The 3534-nt window shown below is 72.2% G+C and carries 8 protein-coding genes; all 8 read left to right on the top strand.

Going from position 1 to position 3534, the window contains the following annotated elements; genetic code table 11:
- Window positions 1–205: 205 nt before the first annotated feature.
- Window positions 206–562, top strand: coding sequence for an HU family DNA-binding protein (locus ACFWR9_RS41775; protein ID WP_383852649.1), 357 nt, complete (start codon window positions 206–208; stop codon window positions 560–562).
- Window positions 559–780 carry a helix-turn-helix domain-containing protein gene (locus ACFWR9_RS41770; RefSeq protein ID WP_383852648.1) on the top strand — a complete coding sequence of 74 codons (222 nt, stop codon included), beginning with the start codon at window positions 559–561 and terminating at the stop codon, window positions 778–780. Before ACFWR9_RS41775 ends, ACFWR9_RS41770 begins: the two co-directional genes overlap by 4 nt.
- Before the next feature lie 128 nt (window positions 781–908).
- Window positions 909–1751 carry a hypothetical protein gene (locus ACFWR9_RS41765; RefSeq protein ID WP_383852645.1) on the top strand — a complete coding sequence of 281 codons (843 nt, stop codon included), beginning with the start codon at window positions 909–911 and terminating at the stop codon, window positions 1749–1751.
- A complete protein-coding gene (locus ACFWR9_RS41760; RefSeq protein ID WP_383852642.1) occupies window positions 1748–2041 on the top strand; it encodes a hypothetical protein in 294 nt (97 codons plus the stop codon). Before ACFWR9_RS41765 ends, ACFWR9_RS41760 begins: the two co-directional genes overlap by 4 nt.
- 20 nt (window positions 2042–2061) lie before the next feature.
- Window positions 2062–2271, top strand: a complete 210-nt coding sequence (locus ACFWR9_RS41755) for a hypothetical protein (protein WP_383852640.1) — start codon at window positions 2062–2064, stop codon at window positions 2269–2271.
- A gap of 51 nt (window positions 2272–2322) precedes the next feature.
- A complete protein-coding gene (locus ACFWR9_RS41750) occupies window positions 2323–2682 on the top strand; it encodes a hypothetical protein (RefSeq protein ID WP_383852637.1) in 360 nt (119 codons plus the stop codon).
- A complete protein-coding gene (locus ACFWR9_RS41745; protein WP_383852635.1) occupies window positions 2679–3224 on the top strand; it encodes a histone-like nucleoid-structuring protein Lsr2 in 546 nt (181 codons plus the stop codon). Before ACFWR9_RS41750 ends, ACFWR9_RS41745 begins: the two co-directional genes overlap by 4 nt.
- A 72-nt stretch (window positions 3225–3296) precedes the next feature.
- Window positions 3297–3534, top strand: a 238-nt coding sequence (locus ACFWR9_RS41740; RefSeq protein WP_383852632.1) for a hypothetical protein, incomplete at its 3' end; no start/stop codon positions are given.

Raw genomic sequence — 3534 nt, 5'->3', positions numbered from 1 at the left:
GGAGCGGCGGCACCCGGCCGCCGCTCCTCGACTGGCGGGACTCCTCCCACTGGGACTACGAGCACGCCCGCCCCTGCCGCTACTGCGGGCTCGACACCCATCTCCGCGACTCGAAGAAGTCCCCGGCGCACAAGGTCTGCGCCGAGGCCGCCATCGCGCAGCAGGCCGCTGAAGCGGCCGACGCCTACCAGATCGGATCACCCTGATGGCCACCGTAATCCGCCCCACCGGGCCCCTCAACAAGACCCGGCTCGCCGAGGCCGTCGCGCTCCAGCTCGGCGTGTCCATCGAGGACGGCCTCCACGCCGTCGACACGGTCCTCAACACGATCGTCCGCACCGTCGCCAGCGGTCACAGCGTCACCGTCACCAACTTCGGCAGCTGGAACCCGAAGCACATCCCTGCGCGCAACGCCCGCAACCCGCAGACCGGCGGCCAGATCTTCGTGCCCGCCCACACCCGGCTCGCCTTCCGGGTCTCCGACCGCCTGGCCGACATCGTGCGCCACCAGGACCCGTCCGCCGCCGACATCACCAAGCTCCCGAAGGGCGCCCTCCAGTGACCATCCCCACCCCGGGCGCCGTCGTCACCGGCGCCGACCGCGAGGACCTCGCCGCGAAGGCGAAGGAGCTGTACCTGACGGGCTGCACGATCCAGTCCACCGCCGACCGCATCGGCCGCTCGTACGGGGCCACGCGGACGCTGCTCCTGGAGGCCGGCGTGAAGCTCCGCCCCCGCGGCGGCATGCGCGGCCGGTACGGATCGGCCGCCCGCCGATGAGCTGCCCGAACTGCACCGCCCCGGTCCCGCCGAACGCCGGTTTCTGCAAGAGGTGCGGCGTCCCCATCGGCCACTGACCGCCGGATCTTGCCGTATCGGTTCCGCAACATCACGGAGAGAAGAGCACGTTGAGCAACGAGGAGCAGGACAGCCGCAGCAGCGGAGGCGTACCCGTCGCCTTCGGTAACGCGCTGTCGTGGAAGTGGACACGCCAGATGTCCACCTACCTGCGGCGCTCCGGCCTGCCCCTGCTCCTGTGCCAGCTGCGGAACTTCGCCGCCGCCTCCGGAGAGATCGCCTTCTCCGGCGACCGCAAGCCCATCCGCATCACCGACATCGCCGCGGCGTCCTGCTGCCGGGAGAAGGACGCCCGCCGCTACCTGGAGGCCGCCAAGCGTGCCGGCGTCGTCCGTGTCCTCGGTGAGCAGAAGCGCGGCAAGGCCACCCGGTACGCGATCGTGCCGCACCCGTTCCCGGACTGGCAGGCCGCCGAGGACTACCTGAAGTCGACGGCCCGGGACAACAGCAAGCGGCCTCCGAAGTGGACGCAGGACCAGGAGACCCCCGCCGAAAGTTCGGGCCACTCCGGCCCGAACCAGAACGGGCCACTCCGGCCCGAACTTACCGACGGTACGGATTCCGAAGTTCGGGCCACTCCGGCCCGTATGGGTTCGGGCCACTCCGGCCCGACCGGTTCGGGCCACTCCGGCCCGAACAACCCAGGGGGGTTCCCAGGGATTACCCAAGAACGGGCTGAGGTCGGTTTCCAACCTCAGGTAGTAGGCGGCTCGGAAGAGCAGATCGATCCCCAGAACCACCACCACGACACCGCCGCGACCGACGACCCCGAGACCTGGCGCCGCTGCCGCGTCTGCACCCGGCCGATCCTCCCGGACCCGAAGCGCCCTGGCCGCGCTGTACACGCCCGCTGCGAGCCCCACGTCACCGAAGCCGAACGGAACGCCTCATGACCACACGCACGCCCGCCGACGAACTCCGCACCGCCGCCGCCGCGCTACGCCCGTCCTCCCCGGCCGTCGCCGCCCACACGGTGACCGTCCGCCTCCCCGCCGACGCCGTGACCGCCCTCGCCGACTGGCTGGACCACGCCGCGAACTACTACGACTGCGGCCTCCAGGCCGCCGACGACGTGTTCCACGACGACCCCGCCGGCCGCGACGCCTTCCTCACCACCGGCCCCGGCGCGCCCTCCGCCCACGCCCTGGCAGTCGCCCACGCGATCACCCACGACGCCCCGTGACGACCCCCTACGAGCGCCTCATGGCCGAAGAGATCCCCACCGGCACCTTCGGCCACCCACGCCCCCACACCAGCCCCTGGAGCCCCCAAGAACAAGCCCAACACCGCGCCGAACTCCTCGCCGCCCTCAACAGCTGGCAAGACCCCAGCAAACACGCCACCCGCGACCGCAACCGCCACCGCACCCACCTCCGCCTCATCCAGCCAAACCAGACACCAGACGCCGCCTGACCGCCGCGTCATCCGGTTCCGCCGCCCCACGCGCACAGACAGGACGTGATCATGACCGACTCGATGCCCGACCAGCCCGGCACCGCGCCCGCCCCGCTGCCGCCCGCTCTCGTCTCCGCGATCCTCCGCGACGCGGACAGCCCCCTGTACCCGTCGAAGATCGTCGTGTTCTGCGACGGCTGCGGCACCGAGGTGGCCGGCGAGTTCATGGTGTCGACGGAGCAGACCAGCGCGGAGCGCCTGGAGGTCGCCCGCGCGCACTTCCGCACCCAGGGCTGGCAGTGCGACCGATCCGGCGACTACTGCCCCGCGCACAAGGCCGCGAACGACGCCTGCCCGGGCGTGAGCGAACGCGGCCACGGTCTCACCGGCACCACCGTGCACGTCGGCTGCTGCCCCGCGAGCCGATGACGGCCGCCGCCCTGCGCCGCCTCCTTGACGAGATCGACACCCAGGGCGGCCCCGAAGCAGCCCGCCACAACCGCCTTCACATCCCCGACCCGCAGGAAGGACCCGCACCCATGGCCACCGCACCCGAGCTGCACGCCGGACCGGCCCTCACCATCGCCGTCACCGAGTCGGAACCGCTCCCCGTCGGTCAGCTCCTCAAGTGGGGCGACGAGCACGCCGACCCCGAGGTCCAGGACCAGGCCGCCCGCGCCCGCGTCCTCCTCGGCGGCCTCCGTCACCGGCACGCCGCCGACCGCGAATTGACCGCCATCTCCGACGAGCGCCAGCAGCTGGAGAAGCGCCTCGCCGAGATCCAGGCCCGCGAAGCCGAACTGGCCCCGCCGAAGAAGGCCCGCCGTGCAGCGCCGTCGTACGACGCTCCCGCGGTTCGCGCCTGGGCGAGGAAGGCCGGCGTCGGCTGCCCCGACCGCGGCCGAGTCCCCAAGACCGTCTTGGACGCCTGGCGCGCCTCGCTCCCCCAGGCCACCGAACCGGCCGCGTGACGCAGACGGCCGCCCCTGCGCAGATCAGGGGCGGCCTGGCCCCACCCTTCCACACCCACCCGGAGCCAGACCATGAATCCGAAGCTCTTTCACCTCCAGCGTGACCGCGACATCTCCGGCGTGTCCGGTACCGGCCGCGTCGCGAACGGCGTCCTGTGGCCCGACGGCACCGTGTCCCTGCGCTGGATAGGCGAACGGCCGTCCACCGTCCATTGGGACCGCCTGACCGATGCCGAAGCCGTCCATGGGCACGGTGGTGCTACCCGCATCGTGTGGGCCGACGAGCAGCCGGCCGCTGGCCTGGCGGCGC

Source organism: Streptomyces sp. NPDC058534 (genome assembly GCF_042717365.1).
GTDB lineage: Bacteria > Actinomycetota > Actinomycetes > Streptomycetales > Streptomycetaceae > Streptomyces.
The sequence above is the reverse complement of the archived record's forward strand: the minus strand, read 5'-3'. Positions and strand labels throughout refer to the sequence as shown.